The following is a 15368-nucleotide window of genomic DNA, read 5'->3' as shown; positions in this document are numbered from 1 at the left end:
CGTTCAGCTGTATGATATAATTGTTGAAAAAAGGCATGGGGAGAACAATATGACTACAATCATTGATAAAATCGCCTGGATTCATATCGAGAATGGACAAGTCTTATGTGCGCGTTCCAAAGGGAAAGATATGTATTATTTACCTGGAGGAAAAAGAGAACCCGGAGAAACAGACGAAGAGACACTCGTGCGCGAAATCGAGGAAGAGATTTCTGTTCAGATCAAGAAAGAGACTGTCTCTTATTTTGGAACGTTTGAGGCAGAAGCTCATGGGAAAGCAGAGGGTGTTACAGTCAAAATGACCTGTTATATTGCGGATTATGAAGGGACATTAACGCCAGCGTCCGAAATCGAGGAATTATCTTGGTTAAGCTATAAGGATCGGGATCGCGTGTCGGTTGTTACCCAAATTATTTTTGATCAATTGTATGAGAAGAATTTGCTCTCATAATCAACCATATACAGCATTTGAAGTCCGTTTTAAGCCAGCAAGTTGGCTTGAGACGGTCTTTTTATTTCTATGAGCCAAAGGTCATTGTTGGGCGTTAGCAACGTTTCTTCTCATTAAGGACAGATGTCCTTTTTTAAACCCCCGATATGCTATTTAATATGGAAGAGATCGAAGTTGAGGAGAGAGAGAAATGAGAGGAATTATATTTGCATTTTTAGCGGGGGCTTGTATTACGCTACAGGGCGTGTCAAATGCTCGAATTAGTCAAGATATCGGGACTTGGCAGGCGGCTACAATTACACAATTAACAGGGTTCATCATGTCCTTTCTCATTCTTTTGTTCGTTAGAGATGGGAAAAGGGGAGGCTTTAAGCAAGTAAAACCCTTATATTTGATCGGTGGCGCTTTTGCGGCTGTTATTATTTTCAGTGAAGTAACGGCCATTCAGGAAATTGGTGTTACGTTTACGATATCCTCATTGTTGATTGCTCAGCTATGTCTGACGTTCTTAATTGATATTAAAGGCTGGTTTGGAATGGAAAAGAGAAAAATGAGACTGCCGCAGTTCATCGGCATCGGGTTGATGATCGTTGGCGTAGTGATACTGAAATTCTAATGGCCTTGCGTAAAGTCGATAAATGGAGGAGTTAAGTTATGATTATTGGTTTGATATTAGCGCTTATCGCGGGATCACTAGTGAGTCTGCAAAATATATTTAATACGAAAGTTAATGAAAAGGTTGGATCTTGGGCCACGACAACTTTAGTGTTAGGGATGGGATTCCTAGCTTCATTTATCATGAGTCTTATCGTTGAAGGAAACCGTATATTTACTTTGAGAAATATGGAGCCTTGGTATTGGATCAGTGGTTTGATCGGGGTTGGGGTAGTAATATGCCTTGTGCAAGGAACTAAGCGATTGGGCCCTACGTATGCGATTTCGATCGTATTAATCTCTCAGCTTGGGTTCGCACTGCTCTGGGATTCACTAGGCTGGTTAGGTTTGGAGAAGGTTCCTTTTACTTGGAAGCAGTTGGTCGGAGTGATTGTTATTGTTGGAGGTATTCTCGTGTTTAAGCTAGGTGGTGAACGGGAGACGCAGAAGGCGGTTTAGCCTTCCCCTCAGTCGCATGTCTGTCAAAATAGAAGTGATGGCAGTCACACGAGGATGGAAGAAAAGCAAATTATACTTTGGGAAAGTAATAGCTCAATTATAAATAAGGAGTAGATCATCCTATGTTCATACAATTGAACTCCCACACTATTGAAAAGTTAGAAAAAAGCCTTGGTGAACGACCAGGATATTTTAAATTATTCTTCGATACAGAGGGCTGTGGTTGTAATGGCGTGATCGTAATTCAGGTCATTAGTGAACCTCATGCTACAGATATTGAAGTTCAGAAAGAGCCTTTTACTTTTTTTGTTGACCGGCAACAGGAGTCTTTATTTGATGAACAGATGCGACTTGAAGCAGATGAGAATTACCCGTCATTCCGATTAAGTAGTGATTCGAGTCTGTTAGGAAGTAATATTCGTGTAAAAGATATTCGTTAGGCAGGTTGGAGCAGTTAAATGTAGAGTGTGTAGAATGGCTGATGAAGCGATTCTACACACTTTTTTTATTTTTTTCGAGCATTAATATTGTAGACTATGTCACGACGTGATATAGTCACGTTAAGACATATTTAAATGCGACGTATAAATAAAGGGAGCTGGGCATGTTGAACCCTGAGAAAGTATTGAAGAAATACGTACCCATGACTGAAACAGCATTCTATATTCTTTTATCCTTAGATGAACCACGTCATGGATATGGAATAGTGAAGCATGTGGAGAAAATCACGAAAGCGCGTCTTTTGTTAGGTTCAGGTACAGTTTATGGCACGTTAACGAAGATGCAAAAAGATGGGATGATTACTGTTTTTGCTGATGAGGAGAGAAAAACAGTTTATGAAAGAACAGACATAGGGATGCTAATTCTTGCTACGGAGATTAATAGACTTAAAGAGCTACATGAGAATGCTACAAAATATGGAGGTGACATAGATGATTATCAAAATATTTAGACCCCTTTGGAGTTATGATGTTCAGAAAACTGAAGAATGGTTAGCTTCTATGGCCCAAAAAGGCTACGAACTTATCCGAATCAACCGTTTAAATAGATATTTTTACTTTCAGCAGGGCGAACCGAAAGCAGCAAACTATCGAATCGTATTCGATAAAGTTCCCAACCAATCTCTCTCTAAGGGTCTATTAAATTTCGGATGGACGAAGGTGTTACAGAGCGGCAAATGGGTTGTGACGATGAATCGGCTGCCTTTAGAACAGATTAAAGCTCTCCCTGATCGAGAGGGAATCGTAAAGCATAACAAGAAGATCATGTATATTTTTATGGGGATATTGATTTATTTAATGGTTGCATTACTCAATGTAATTTTAATAAGTACGATAGCATTGAGTGTTTCCAAGTCTGGTCATTTTAATGTCTTCAACGGACCTTTTGGTTTTATTCCCGCTACTGCATTAGGGTTTAGCATTATCTTATGCATTTTCACCGTATATTCGCTGATCACATTAAACAAGACTAACCAAAGATTAACAGGGGAATTCATACAACCAAACAAGCAAAATGGTCAGGGGACATCCCCTCTGAAAGACAGGTTAAGTAAGAATGAAGAGAAGCGTTTGAAAAGTTCAGGTCAACTTGTTTTGAAGTGGAAGATTGGATGGATGTATTCGCCGGATCGGCTTGAAGAGTGGCTAGAGGGAATGGAAGAAAAGGGATATAATCTGTACAGCGTTGGCAAAACAGGAACTGCCTTTTATTTTAAAAAAGGGAAGCCTCGAAAGATGTGTTATTGTGCGGACTTACAAAATATTGCTGATACCAATTACTTCAACATTCATACGGATTCTGGCTGGATATGCCTGTATCATTCGAGTTCATGGAGTCAGAAATGGGTTTTATGGGGCCAAGAATATGTACCAGGTAAAGCCAAACCGCAAATATACAGCGATAAGTTAAATCAGTTGAAACTAGCTAGACGTATAGCTTTAACGTATTCTGCTATGTTCTTACCCCTCACTATTTTATATATGTATATCATTGGTTTAAATGTAAGATTATCGACTTATTCTAACCTGGATCGATTGCAGATCATAAATATGATCTTGTACGCCATCTTAATTCTAATGTTTGGATCATATGTTAGTCGGACTTGGCTATATTACAACCGACTTCGTAAACATCATCAATAATATCGTGGAGGTGTATGATGCAACAGAACATTTATGACAACCCTGAGTTTTTTCAAATGTATAAGAACTTAAGGGAGTCAAGAATTACATACAATGACTTTATTGAACAACCTGCAATAAGAGGGTTACTTCCAGACCTACAGGATTTAAATGTTCTCGATCTGGGTTGTGGTTTTGGTGAAATGGCAAACTATATGATTGATAACAATGCTTCACAGGTAACAGGTGTAGATATATCAGAGAAGATGTTAGCTATGGCAAGGAAACGACCTGAGATCCGTTATATACAGGGCTCAATGGAAGAAATCGAATTTAATCGAAATGAATTTGATTTGGTTGTAAGTTCGTTAGCTTTTCATTATGTTGAGGATTATAAAACACTCATTAGTAGGATTTCAGAATGGATTAAACCCAATGGTTACTTGGTATTCTCAACAGAGCATCCTGTTGTTTTATCAAATAAGATTCAAAGTGGGTGGGTTAAAGATTCCGATCATAATATCCTACATTGGCCCATTGATAATTATGGAGAAGAAGGTCTCAGATCACAGTTTTGGGGAATTGATGGTGTCATAAAATACCATAGAAAACTTTCAACTTTACTTAATACTTTGATCCAAAATGGACTGACTATTGAAGGAATTGTTGAACCTGAATCCAATCTTGAGGGTCTTGAGAAGATGCCCAAATTAATAAATGAAAGAAGGAGACCTTCATTTTTAATAATTAAGGCTAGAAAAACAGTTATAAGTGGACAGTAATTTTCAGTTAAGAATGAACTTTACCAACCGATGAAGGACAATTACTTTATACTTATGTATACAGCATCTGCAAGGAAAATAAGGGGAGTGTTTGTATGCATGAAATACATCATGAGGATTATTATAAAGTGAAGCCACTACTTCATGGAGAGCATATCCATCCCGAAATTCTCTCTGTGATTGAAGGCAATAATCCTGGTTGGATCTTTGTCGATCAACTTACAGCACCAAAGAGTGCGTTAGTATGGAGTCAGGGGATTGAAGGGTTTTATCTTATTGGCGATCACACCAATCAAGCCTTTATCCATGCACTGGACAGTTATGTAACAGATCATATTGTACCTAGAATGAAGGAACTCAGGATGGAACATTTCGAAGTTTCTGGTCAACATGATGAATGGAATCTGGAATTGATGTTTCCTTCTAGGAAGCTATATCCTTTTGAACAGATGGTGTTCAAGTTACTTCACAAGCCGCCTACGACGCTGACTAATGGGATTAGAACTATAAATCTTAAAATGCTGGATTGGGAGAACTCAGATCTAAAGAATATAGAATTTGTACATGAAAATATTGATTTATTCTGGTCATTGAAAGAAGACTTTGCTGAAAAAGGCTACGGATATGCTGCAGTTGAGGGATCTGAAATTATGGGGGTGTGTTATTCTAGTTTTGTTACACAGGATACACACGCAATCGGAATTGAAACCCTTCCTAAATATCAGAAACAAGGAGTGGGGACACATTTAGCGACGCTAGTAGTTGAAGATGTGCTTGCCAATGGCTTTATTCCTTACTGGGATTGTTCACTAGATAATGAAGCTTCGAAAAAATCGGCACTACGGCTAGGGTTTCAGCAGATACATCAATATAAGTGTGGTGCTTTTGCAATATAATCCTTTTAGAGACGTCTATTCCATGGAGTAGACGTTTTTATTATATTTACCGTGGAGTTGTAAATACTTTAATATGAATTGTAATTTGGTATAACTCTATAATTATGAGAGAATGATCATCGGAACGAATAGAACGATTGAATATATTATAAGGTTAGGATGATCATCCATGAAAATTTTTCTTGTCGAGGACGATAGAACGATAGCATCAGGACTTGAATATTCATTACAGCAGGATCATTTTGAAACCCTTCTATGTTATGACGCCAGCTCAGCCAAAGCGATGTTATCTGAGCGGTTATCAGAGCTCACCTTATGCATCTTTGATCTCTCACTGCCGGATGGCAGCGGTTATGAATTGTGCAAGATCGTGAAAGCGCAAAGTGATATACCGGTAATTTTTTTAACGGCGATTGATGATGAGGTCAACGTGGTGATGGGACTCGATATGGGGGCAGATGATTACATAACCAAGCCTTTTCGGATTCGGGAACTGCTATCGCGGATTAAATCCGTCTTAAGGAGATATAACAAGCAGGCTCAGACCCAATCCAATATCGAATTAGAGAATATACGGATTAACACACTTGAAGGAAAGGTTTATAAGAACTGCGATGAAGTGCTATTGACCGCATTAGAATATCGATTATTACTGATCTTTGCTAACCATGTTGGTCAGGTTCTCTCAAGAAATCAATTGTTAGAACGGATTTGGGATGTGGCAGGTGAATTCGTGAACGACAATACATTATCGGTTTACATAAAAAGACTTAGGGAAAAGTTAGAAGATAACCCCCAAGAACCCACACTGATCAAAACAGTTCGAGGGTTGGGTTACAAGGTTGGTGATTAGGATGCTTCGTAATAGAGAATTTAGATGGTTATTGTTTACGATGTGCTTGATCAGTCTTGTGGCTACAGCGGTGGCGACATTTATATCGTTAGAGGCGGTAGGGCTCATAGCTGGGACTTCAGCTTTGCTTATAGCTTGCAGTGTATTGTTTACCCGCTGGAGATATGGTGAAATTGAAAAGCTCTCAGGGTATCTACGCCAAATCAGTAGTGGGAATTATTCGCTCGATGTTCGTGATAATCAGGAAGGTGAGCTTAGTATCCTGAAGAATGACATTTATAAAGTGACGCTGATGTTATCCGAGCAGAGTGCGCAATTACAAGAAGATAAAATGAAGCTCACCAATGCGATTTCGGATATCTCTCATCAGCTCAAAACCCCGCTTACTTCCATGACTGTGATGGCAGATTTATTAAGTGATCCTGAGCTGCAAACTGAGAAGAGAATGGAGTTTACCCGGAAAATTACGATCCAACTCGAACGAATTGGCTGGCTGGTCTCCTCTTTATTAAAATTCTCCAAGATCGATGCAGGAACCATTCATTTTAAAAAAGATCTTGTTCTGGTGAACAAGCTAGTTCAAAAATCTTTGGAGCCCATGTTAATTCCAATGGATATTAAAGAACAACGGATCTTGATTGATGGAGATGATAGCACCACATTTACGGGCGATCTCAATTGGACAACTGAGGCGATCATTAATATTCTGAAAAACTGTGTAGAGCACACACCTGCTGGGGGAGAAATTTCGATTTCTTTTGCAGAAAATGCACTGTTTACGGAAATTATCATTACAGATAACGGCAAAGGAATCCCAAAGGCAGAGCTCCCCTATATCTTCAAACGATTCTATAAAGGTAAGAATGCAAGCGAAGATAGTGTAGGGATTGGACTTGCCTTGGCACAAAGCATTATCACAGGACAAAACGGAACGATCGATGTGAAGAGTGAAGTGGGAAAGGGTACACAATTTCAGATTAAATTTTATAAGCAAGTCATTTAGCACTTGTAGCTTAGTGACTAGAATGTCACTTTAGAGTCACTGGATAGTCATTGTAGACAGATATACTGATCTCATCAACAAATGGAGGTCTAACAATGGACATTTTAAAGATTGAACATCTGTCTAAAACATATGGAAAAGGCGAAACAGCGGTAAAGGCACTGGATGATGTATCTTTTTCAATTAAAAAAGGTGAATTCGTAGCGATTATCGGGCCATCTGGCTCCGGGAAATCGACCATTCTGCACTTATTAGGCGGAGTAGATAGACCGACAAGCGGCAAAGTATTCGTAGATAACACGGATATTTATGAATTGAATGAAACACAGCTGGCAATCTTTAGACGCAGACAAATTGGGCTGATTTATCAATTCTATAATCTTATACCGGTCTTAACGGTCGAAGAGAACATCACACTTCCTTTACTCCTTGATCAGCACAAGGTAGATAAGAAACAATTTGCGGATACTGTAAAGGCGTTAAATTTGGAGAATCGCTTAAACCATCTCCCAAATCAGCTCTCAGGCGGGCAACAACAGCGGGTCTCTATTGGTAGAGCGTTAATTAGTAATCCTGCAATCATGCTGGCAGATGAGCCAACCGGTAATCTGGATAGTAAGAACAGTGGTGAAATTATAGATTTATTAAAAATGTTTAATAAAACCTATAATCAAACACTGATTGTCATTACTCATGATGAACGGATTGCATTACAAGCGGATAGAGTGATTACCATTGAAGATGGAAGGATCGCCAAAGATGAGGTGATTCGTCCGTGAATATCGTAAATAAATTAACACTTAGACATTTGAAGCAAAATAAACGAAGAACATTGGTTACTATCATTGGAGTCATCATTTCTGTGGCTATGGTGACGGCTGTGGCAACGCTTGGTTTTTCATTTATGGAATTAATGAGGCAGCAGAGTATCTCAACAAATGGAGAATGGCATGTCCAATATAGAAATGTTACTAAAGCTCAGCTTAAAGCGATAGAAGCGGATGATGCAACGAAAACACTTGTCATCTCAAATGATCGTGGCTATGCCCCTTTAGAGGGGGGACAGAATGAGAACAAGCCCTATTGGTATATTAAGGAATATAATTTAGCTGGTTTTAAACAATTTCCGATTGAACTTCTGGATGGAAGACTCCCGAAGACTAACTATGAAGTAGTCATTTCTGAGGAAATTGCAAAAAACGCTAAAGTAACATACAAGATTGGTGAAACTTTAACTCTCGATGTCGGAGAGCGAGTCACTAGGGATGATAAAAATAGTGGGCAGCCCTTATCTCAGAACGAACGATTACGGACTGAAGAGGATATCCTGCTTGAAAAGATTATTCATAAAAAACCAATGAACTATACGATTGTGGGAGTGATAAAGCGTCCTACTTGGGAACCAACATGGTCTCCGGGTTATACTGCCTTAAGTTATGTGGATGAAAGCTTGATTGGAGCAGCCGAAAAAGTTACAGCGACAGTTGTGTTAAACAAGGTGGATAGCTCCATATACAAGCATGCAGAGGAATTGGCAAAAGAAAACAATATTGAGTCGATTTCTTATAATAATAGTCTGCTGCGCTATTATGGTGTGACGAATAACGATGGCTTACGTAATGCACTTCTTTCATTGTCAGTCATCGTTATGACTGTGATTATCATTGGCTCTGTTTCTTTAATCTATAATGCATTCGCGATTTCTGTCTCGGAACGTGCACGTCATTTAGGAATGCTCTCTAGCGTAGGTGCTACAAAGAGGCAGAAGCAGAATTCGGTGTTTTTTGAAGGAATGATCATCGGTTTAATTAGCATCCCTATTGGGATCCTTTGCGGAATTGCAGGAATCGGGATCACTTTTATGTTCATCAATACGATGATTCAAGATGTACTAGGGATAACTGAAAAATTAACATTGGTTGTTACACCTCTATCCCTATTCACCGCTTGTGTTGTTTCGATACTGACGATTTTTATATCCACCTATCTTCCAGCCAGAAAAGCTTCAAAGATTTCGGCAATTGATGCGATCAGACAAACAACCGATGTTAAGCTCTCTGGTAAAGCGGTGAAAACTTCCAAGTTCGTTCGCAATTTGTTTGGAATTGAAGCAGAAATTGGTTTGAAGAATTTAAAGAGAAATAAACGCAGGTACCAAGCAACCGTGTTCTCCCTTGTCATTAGTATTGTTCTGTTTTTATCCGTATCTTCGTTCACTACGAATATGAGAAAGTCGGTAGAACTCTCACAGGATGGTTTGAACTATGATATTCAAGTTTATATGGGGACTGAGGACGCTCAAAAAGTAGATCGGCTGACGAAATCGATCTCTGTCTTACCTAATATAACTGAATATAACGTGGTCAGGGAACTAAGCTTGAGTTCATGGATTGATGAAAAAGATATGGCAAAAGAATTGCAAGAAATCGTGGAGAAGGATAGCAGTATTTTAAAAAATGGGAAATATCCTTACTACATTCAGATCCATTCCCTAAATGAGCAGAGTTTGAGAACCTATGCAGAATCCGTCGGTATAAGTTATGAACAATTAACGGATCTCAATCAGATGTCAGCTATTGTGAATGATACCGTCACCTTTGAGGATGAGAAAGCCAAAAAAATTGTTGAAACCAAGGCTTTTCACTCTGAAATCGGCCAAAAGCTTGACCTTATTTATACGGATTGGGATACAAAAAAAGAGACGGATTTATCACCAGTAAAAATTGTCGCTCTAACTGATAAACGTCCAATGGGAGTACATTCAGCAATGGTTGGTGGAATAAACATCATCGTCTCTGAACAAGTCTTCGATAAACTAACAAATGGTGCGATGAGCAAAGATATTCAAAGCCGGCTTAACTTGAATAGTACAAGCCCATTAGCGACACAACAAGCCATAGAGGAAATGAAAGAGCGGAATATCTATGTTCAAAATGTGTATCAAAATAGACAAAATAGTGAGCAGATGATCATGTTAATGTCTATTTTTACCTATGGTTTTATTGCTTTGATTACATTAATATCGATTGCGAATATTTTCAATACGATATCAACTAGCATATCACTTCGTAAAAGAGAGTTTGCGATGTTGAAGTCTGTAGGGATGACGCCAAACGGTTTTAATAAAATGATTAATTATGAAAGTATCTTCTATGGGATAAAATCACTACTTTACGGGCTTCCGATTAGCATAGTCGTGATGTACTTGATTTATAGATCCATGATGAGTAGTTTCTCCTATGGATTCGCACTTCCGTGGATGAGTATCTTGTATGTCATAGTCGCTGTATTTATCATCGTTAGCTCAGCTATGCTGTACTCCAGTTCAAAAGTGAAGAAGGAAAATATTATTGATGCTTTAAAACAGGAGAATATATAAGGGTTAGCCGCGATAATCGCGGCTTTTTTAGACTTATTTGAAGGTATATATTTTTTGGGGGTCCCCGCAAAGTACTTGAGTACGCATCGAAGCCAATCCCCACTTTGTGGGGGTATTTTGTGTCATATATGACACGAACGGTATGTTATTACATATAAATCCCTATGATATAATGTATTCAATTGAAATTAACAGATTATAACTTTAGAGGCAGGTGTCAACGCTTGAGAACGGTCGTCGTGATTGGCGGGGGAATTACTGGATTGTCTACCGCTTACTATCTACAGAAATCTATACAGCATAATAAGTTGGATGTAAAAATCATTTTGGTTGAAGCCAGCGATAGACTGGGCGGCAAAATCAGAACACTTCAGCATGATGACTTCATCATGGAGTCTGGTGCTGATTCAATTGTCACTCGCAAGACAAATGTAGCACCATTGATTGAAGAATTAGGCATTCAGGATGAGGTTGTATATAACGCGACAGGAATATCATACATCTACACAGAAGGTAAGCTGAAGCAAATTCCTAAAGATGCAGTCTTTGGCATCCCTCTCAGTATTGAATCGCTTGCTACTACAGATTTGATCTCTGCTGAAGGTAAAGTTGAAGCACTTAAAGACTTCTATACTCCGAATGATCGTTTTACGAAAAACGATTCTGTAGGTGATTTTCTGGAAGCTTTCTTTGGAAAAGAACTTGTCGAGAAGCAAATATCACCTGTCCTATCAGGTGTATATTCCGGGAAATTGAGCGAACTTACCATTGCCTCGACCCTTCCTTATTTGATTGATTATAAAAATGAATATGGAAGTATTATTCAGGGATTGTCCGCGAATAAGGCTAAATTCCAGGGGAACGGCGATAAGAAGTTTATGTCTTTTAAGGGAGGCGTATCTGCTCTGATTGATGCCATGGAAGAACAGCTGTCCGATGTTGAGATCATCAAAGGGATTCGGGCAGAGCACATTGCAAAGGATGGAGAACGGTACCGGGTAACACTGGCAGATGGACGAATCTTGGAGAGCGATTTTGCCGTACTAGGAACGATGCATTCTACTGCACAAGCATTACTTCAAGACGAAGCGCTGAATGAAGATTTCAAACAGTTGTTTAACAGCTCTATGATTAGTGTGTATATAGGATTTGATATCCCTGACAGTCAACTGCCAGCGAACGGTACAGGGTTTATAACAGCCAACAGTGACGATGTTCTTTGTAATGCTTGTACGTGGACAAGTCGCAAGTGGGAGCACACGTCTGGTCAACAACGTCTGCTTGTCAGACTCTTTTATAAAAGCTCAGGACCGCATTATGAGTCCTTGATTAAGCTTTCAGAAGAGGAATTATTAAAGGTGGCGTTGAATGATATACAGACCAGTCTTGGAATTACTGGACATCCAGTTACCCACGATGTGACCAAATGGCATGATGTTATGCCAAATTACCACAAACGCCATCACGAGATTGTAGTATCCTTAGAGAAGAAGATTGCAGATCATTATCCGAATGTAATCCTTGCTGGATGTTCTTATTATGGTGTGGGTATTCCTGATTGTATTGCAAATGGAGAGAAGACAGCGGAACGCATTTTGGAACAAGTAATTACACATTAAACAAAGGAGGGCGGACAATAGTGAGAAAATTAGCGATAAGCTCTATGCAAAGTCTAGACTATAAACAACGGCGGTTGTTTGTATAGAGCGAATAAAAATTGATTTACCGCCAGTGCACTTTGCAGGGTTGTTTTTAGAATAGACTTTGCTACCTTCAAACTCAAAAAAAGTTTAAGGAGCAGAGCGACTATGAAATATGTAAATGCAGATACGATTTTTCCAAAAGAATTATTAGAGGAAATTCAGAAATATATTAATGGTGGTTTGGTGTATATCCCTAAGCCTGAAGAAGCACATGTAAAATGGGGCGAGAAGTCAGGGAGCAGAAAATACTTAAGATCTAGAAATATTGAGATTTGTTTAAGGTTTGCCGTTGGAGCAACGGTTGACCAGCTTTCGGATGAATACTGCCTATCAAGGGACAGTATTAAGAAGATTGTTTACACAAAAAAATAGCTATAATCCCAAAAAGCCACGTTAGAGGAAGCTCTGACGTGGCTTTTTGGGATTTAATTATCACTTAATCTTAAATACCGTACTTTTTCCGATATTTATCGATCCCATCTACAAACTGTCCTTCATATTTCACGCCTTCATCCATCTTTTTATTTGCTGCTTTAAAATCGTTGCTAGAGATTTTTGTTTTGTATAAGGCCTCTTTCATCATTGTCATTGCTTCCAGTTGTGTTTTTATAGCTTTTAAATAGATTTGATGCAAAGCCTGCAATTCTGGATTGGGTGCTTTAATTTTTTTTGCTTCTACTACCAGTTTAGTGTAATTAGGAAGGATCACATTATTAAACGCAGTGTAGCGTTGCTTTCTATTGGTACCCGTGTCTATTCTGTTCTTAATATATGCCTCATTGGCAATTTCGTCATATTGAATAATAGCTGCTATCTGATTAGAATAGGTTGTGAAATCTAACACTTCTTGAGGTGTTTTCATCTTTTCTTCGTAAGCAGCCTTGGATAGAACGGTAATTGGATATCTTTCTTCAGTCCAACCAGGAATGTTGAAGACTACTTCTGCAGAACCTTCTTGAACGCCTGTAACAATATAATCTGAATATCCATCCAATTCAACGGTAAGTATGGATTCATCAGAAACTTCCGGTGTCAATTTTGCATATGTAAGACTGGTCATTTCAGCTAGTAAGCGAACTTTTATTTTTGTAGTTCCACCCACAGGAATAGCATCGCTAGACAAAGTAATACTTGCCTCATTGAGTAATTTCTTATCAGCAGCAAACACAGTGGATGGCATTAATAAAGCAAAAACCATAGTACAAAGTATAAAACATTGACTAAACCTTTTCATTAGCAATCATCCTTAACGTTTGATTATGTAGTCACTCGAAGTAATCTTGTATTCCATAAAATTCCTGATTCCTCCTGAGTTTTACTATAAATTGTTTCTTCGCAAATACCAACTATTTTTTAAAAGCTTTGGGGTGGATCACCGAAACAAACGAATTCAAATATAAAGATGGATAGGGCGACAACCTGTATTTTTGATACAAGTAGTCGCCCTATCCATCCATTAAATATGTAAAGCTATACGATTTGTTTATTCATATTCAAAGAGGCTTCAAATGCATCAATAATATAGAGGAATCTTTCAGCTTCTCGAAATACATGATCCGCAAGCAGTGGATGAATGATGCTTTTTATACGACATTCTTCAATAAGATCTCGAGCGGTTTTCTTGAAATCACGGAGGGATTTAACCGAGACTTTATTCTCGTCAAGTTGTTGACTTAACAGGGGTTTGGTTTGGGATTGAGGACGCATGGAGCTAAGATCAATAGCTTGATACAACAATGTATCGAAATCATGACTGAAATTTCTCGCTTGTTCAACGAGTTGACGTTCAGAGGGGTCCAATAAATGTCCAATGAATTTGGCATGATCCGCCATTATACGTAGAAAGAACACATTTTCATTGATAATTGCGTCAGGCAAAGGATCTAACCTACCTAGATTCAATTCTTCCAGTCGATTTCGAAAATAATTGGCTTCCCTGCTGACATGATCCACTAATAAAGGGAAATTCGTACCTCCTGGAAGCTTGCATTGCAAAATTAATCCCAATATTTTCCTTTTAAAAGCCCAGATATGTGAAGCAGCACTATGAACTTCCTCATTAAACTTCCGTATAACTGCCGGATCAGAATCCACAGTAAATCCGAGGGATCTATTCTCTATGGCTTCGAATGTGGCGTAGAAATGGTTCGCTTCATTAATTAATTGCGTGTCTTCACAACGAAACCCTAATTTAAGAAAAAAAGAGTGTTCTTTCATGATTCGTGACCAGAATCTAATTTCATCAAGAGATCTCGAAACAAAAGGATCAGGCATTTTTAAAACACACCTCCCATTTTTATACAATCATAATATGCGTGAAGTTTGTACTATATCCGCAAGAATTCAGGCGAATATGCCGAAGTACACAAACGCTTACGATCTGGAACTACTGTAGTATATAATTGACTGTAGGTTCATTAACTACGAGGTGGAAGATTTATGGCAGACAAAACATACTTAGATTTACGGATAAGAAAGACAAGAAAAGCAATCCGGAATGCCTTTATAGATTTATTAACAGAGAAAGAACTGAATAAGATCTCGATCAACGCTATTACGCAAAAGGCTGAAATCAATCGAGCCACATTTTATTTACATTACAAAGATATCAATGATTTGATAGATAGTATCTTGGATGATTTATTAGCAGATTTAAAGAAAATACTCATAGATAAATTTGAAGAATCCTATAAACCAGGGGATGAACTTACCTCGCTGATTTTATTGCTTGAGCATATTGCAGAGAATTCTCATATGTATAAGGTGTTGCTTGTAACCAAAAACATTCCTTATTTCACACCGAAATTGATGGATCTGTTATATGAATTGATATTAACAACAACAGAACAACAATCGATTCAAAAAACAGAGGATTTCTTAACCGTTGATACTCCATCTGATATTGCGGCTTGGTATGGAACATCTGCTATCATTGGTACAATTTCCATGTGGCTAGGCAATGATATGCCTTATACACCTAAATATTTAGCAGAACGAATCATACAGTTAAATCCATTTATACCTGCAAATAATAAAAAGATATAGTGAATTGTTTCACTATTTAA

The 15368-nt window shown here is 38.3% G+C and carries 17 protein-coding genes; 15 read left to right on the top strand and 2 right to left on the bottom strand.

The genetic code is table 11. The features are described from left to right. Positions 1–49: 49 nt before the first annotated feature. The 14 genes from NSQ29_RS12970 to NSQ29_RS12905 all read left to right on the top strand — a co-directional run bounded on the left by NSQ29_RS12970 (position 50) and on the right by NSQ29_RS12905 (position 12675). Positions 50–451, top strand: a complete 402-nt coding sequence (locus NSQ29_RS12970) for an NUDIX hydrolase (RefSeq protein ID WP_076298984.1) — start codon at positions 50–52, stop codon at positions 449–451. A 190-nt stretch (positions 452–641) separates the two neighbouring features. Beyond that, a complete protein-coding gene (locus tag NSQ29_RS12965) occupies positions 642–1067 on the top strand; it encodes a DMT family transporter (protein ID WP_341125263.1) in 426 nt (141 codons plus the stop codon). 38 nt (positions 1068–1105) lie between these two features. After that, entirely contained in the window at positions 1106–1564 is a 459-nt protein-coding gene (locus NSQ29_RS12960; RefSeq protein ID WP_042187996.1) for a DMT family transporter, read from the top strand. Between the two features lie 122 nt (positions 1565–1686). Beyond that, entirely contained in the window at positions 1687–2004 is a 318-nt protein-coding gene (locus tag NSQ29_RS12955) for an iron-sulfur cluster biosynthesis family protein (RefSeq protein ID WP_339271137.1), read from the top strand. A gap of 164 nt (positions 2005–2168) precedes the next feature. Beyond that, positions 2169–2516, top strand: a complete 348-nt coding sequence (locus NSQ29_RS12950; protein ID WP_371916540.1) for a PadR family transcriptional regulator — start codon at positions 2169–2171, stop codon at positions 2514–2516. After that, positions 2497–3708 carry a DUF2812 domain-containing protein gene (locus NSQ29_RS12945; protein WP_341125262.1) on the top strand — a complete coding sequence of 404 codons (1212 nt, stop codon included), beginning with the start codon at positions 2497–2499 and terminating at the stop codon, positions 3706–3708. The genes NSQ29_RS12950 and NSQ29_RS12945 overlap by 20 nt, the downstream gene beginning before the upstream one ends. Positions 3709–3725: 17 nt before the next feature. Further along, complete coding sequence (locus NSQ29_RS12940; protein WP_341126761.1) at positions 3726–4469, top strand: class I SAM-dependent methyltransferase; 744 nt, start codon at positions 3726–3728, stop codon at positions 4467–4469. A 95-nt stretch (positions 4470–4564) separates the two neighbouring features. Beyond that, positions 4565–5365 carry a GNAT family N-acetyltransferase gene (locus NSQ29_RS12935; protein ID WP_341125261.1) on the top strand — a complete coding sequence of 267 codons (801 nt, stop codon included), beginning with the start codon at positions 4565–4567 and terminating at the stop codon, positions 5363–5365. A gap of 169 nt (positions 5366–5534) precedes the next feature. Further along, complete coding sequence (locus NSQ29_RS12930) at positions 5535–6218, top strand: response regulator transcription factor (RefSeq protein WP_341125260.1); 684 nt, start codon at positions 5535–5537, stop codon at positions 6216–6218. Position 6219: 1 nt separating this feature from the next. After that, the gene (locus tag NSQ29_RS12925) at positions 6220–7221 is read left to right on the top strand and encodes a sensor histidine kinase (protein ID WP_339248007.1); all 1002 of its coding nucleotides are present in this window, start codon (positions 6220–6222) and stop codon (positions 7219–7221) included. Positions 7222–7316: 95 nt separating this feature from the next. Further along, positions 7317–8000 carry an ABC transporter ATP-binding protein gene (locus NSQ29_RS12920; protein ID WP_042127549.1) on the top strand — a complete coding sequence of 228 codons (684 nt, stop codon included), beginning with the start codon at positions 7317–7319 and terminating at the stop codon, positions 7998–8000. After that, a complete protein-coding gene (locus NSQ29_RS12915) occupies positions 7997–10600 on the top strand; it encodes an ABC transporter permease (protein WP_341125259.1) in 2604 nt (867 codons plus the stop codon). Before NSQ29_RS12920 ends, NSQ29_RS12915 begins: the two co-directional genes overlap by 4 nt. 224 nt (positions 10601–10824) lie before the next feature. Continuing rightward, entirely contained in the window at positions 10825–12219 is a 1395-nt protein-coding gene (locus NSQ29_RS12910) for a protoporphyrinogen oxidase (RefSeq protein ID WP_340969316.1), read from the top strand. Positions 12220–12408: 189 nt separating this feature from the next. After that, positions 12409–12675, top strand: coding sequence for a CD3324 family protein (locus NSQ29_RS12905; RefSeq protein ID WP_042127555.1), 267 nt, complete (start codon positions 12409–12411; stop codon positions 12673–12675). 70 nt (positions 12676–12745) lie between these two features. On the opposite strand, the gene NSQ29_RS12900 is transcribed toward NSQ29_RS12905, so the two are convergent. After that, positions 12746–13537 (bottom strand): hypothetical protein, encoded by a 792-nt coding sequence (locus NSQ29_RS12900; RefSeq protein ID WP_341125258.1) that lies wholly within the window; start codon positions 13535–13537, stop codon positions 12746–12748. Between the two features lie 236 nt (positions 13538–13773). Beyond that, complete coding sequence (locus NSQ29_RS12895) at positions 13774–14577, bottom strand: DUF2935 domain-containing protein (protein WP_149644458.1); 804 nt, start codon at positions 14575–14577, stop codon at positions 13774–13776. 165 nt (positions 14578–14742) lie between these two features. On the opposite strand from NSQ29_RS12895, the gene NSQ29_RS12890 reads away from it, so the two are divergent. After that, positions 14743–15348 carry a TetR/AcrR family transcriptional regulator gene (locus NSQ29_RS12890; protein WP_339803731.1) on the top strand — a complete coding sequence of 202 codons (606 nt, stop codon included), beginning with the start codon at positions 14743–14745 and terminating at the stop codon, positions 15346–15348. Positions 15349–15368 lie beyond the last annotated feature (20 nt).

The organism is Paenibacillus sp. FSL F4-0236, from assembly GCF_038000135.1.
Classification (GTDB): Bacteria; Bacillota; Bacilli; order Paenibacillales; family Paenibacillaceae; genus Paenibacillus_AQ.
This window is presented reverse-complemented; position numbering and strand designations above follow the sequence as displayed.

Bases quoted from the DNA above. Each gene is read 5' to 3' on its own strand.
- NSQ29_RS12970 (WP_076298984.1), top strand. From the start codon at position 50: ATGACTACAATCATTGATAAAATCGCCTGGATTCATATCGAGAATGGA.
- NSQ29_RS12965 (WP_341125263.1), top strand. From the start codon at position 642: ATGAGAGGAATTATATTTGCATTTTTAGCGGGGGCTTGTATTACGCTA.
- NSQ29_RS12960 (WP_042187996.1), top strand. From the start codon at position 1,106: ATGATTATTGGTTTGATATTAGCGCTTATCGCGGGATCACTAGTGAGT.
- NSQ29_RS12955 (WP_339271137.1), top strand. From the start codon at position 1,687: ATGTTCATACAATTGAACTCCCACACTATTGAAAAGTTAGAAAAAAGC.
- NSQ29_RS12950 (WP_371916540.1), top strand. From the start codon at position 2,169: ATGTTGAACCCTGAGAAAGTATTGAAGAAATACGTACCCATGACTGAA.
- NSQ29_RS12945 (WP_341125262.1), top strand. From the start codon at position 2,497: ATGATTATCAAAATATTTAGACCCCTTTGGAGTTATGATGTTCAGAAA.
- NSQ29_RS12940 (WP_341126761.1), top strand. From the start codon at position 3,726: ATGCAACAGAACATTTATGACAACCCTGAGTTTTTTCAAATGTATAAG.
- NSQ29_RS12935 (WP_341125261.1), top strand. From the start codon at position 4,565: ATGCATGAAATACATCATGAGGATTATTATAAAGTGAAGCCACTACTT.
- NSQ29_RS12930 (WP_341125260.1), top strand. From the start codon at position 5,535: ATGAAAATTTTTCTTGTCGAGGACGATAGAACGATAGCATCAGGACTT.
- NSQ29_RS12925 (WP_339248007.1), top strand. From the start codon at position 6,220: ATGCTTCGTAATAGAGAATTTAGATGGTTATTGTTTACGATGTGCTTG.
- NSQ29_RS12920 (WP_042127549.1), top strand. From the start codon at position 7,317: ATGGACATTTTAAAGATTGAACATCTGTCTAAAACATATGGAAAAGGC.
- NSQ29_RS12905 (WP_042127555.1), top strand. From the start codon at position 12,409: ATGAAATATGTAAATGCAGATACGATTTTTCCAAAAGAATTATTAGAG.
- NSQ29_RS12900 (WP_341125258.1), bottom strand. From the start codon at position 13,537: ATGAAAAGGTTTAGTCAATGTTTTATACTTTGTACTATGGTTTTTGCT.
- NSQ29_RS12895 (WP_149644458.1), bottom strand. From the start codon at position 14,577: ATGCCTGATCCTTTTGTTTCGAGATCTCTTGATGAAATTAGATTCTGG.
- NSQ29_RS12890 (WP_339803731.1), top strand. From the start codon at position 14,743: ATGGCAGACAAAACATACTTAGATTTACGGATAAGAAAGACAAGAAAA.